The sequence below is a fragment of the Halalkalibacter lacteus genome (assembly GCF_036663595.1).
Taxonomy (GTDB): domain Bacteria; phylum Bacillota; class Bacilli; order Bacillales; family Bacillaceae_D; genus Halalkalibacter; species Halalkalibacter lacteus.
Genome location: NZ_JAWRVL010000332.1, coordinates 1 through 253, shown reverse-complemented (window position 1 = coordinate 253; position 253 = coordinate 1). Strand labels below are relative to the sequence as shown.

General features: G+C 61.7%; 1 protein-coding gene. It reads left to right on the top strand.

Annotated elements, in window-relative coordinates:
* On the top strand, nucleotides 1-253 hold a 253-nt coding region (locus tag SAZ04_RS22545), incomplete at both ends, for a hypothetical protein (protein WP_332699942.1).

The window sequence follows — 253 nt, the reverse complement described above, 5'->3', positions numbered from 1 at the left end:
CCCTGACCGGTTCCGTCAACCAGTCGGGCGGTGGAAGCCTTGGGTTCACCACCCGGCGGGAATCCGTGATCCTTTCCCTTACCGATCAGTTTTCGGCCTACTGGTGGGCTGATCTTTCGGGGAATTACCAGGTGAACAAGCCCCTCGACGCCGCCGCAGGGTCGGAGGACATAACCTCCATCTTGGGAACCGCTGGAATCAGCCACCAGCCTTGGCAGTGGGTCACATTCCGCCTGTCCGGGACTGCCTTCCG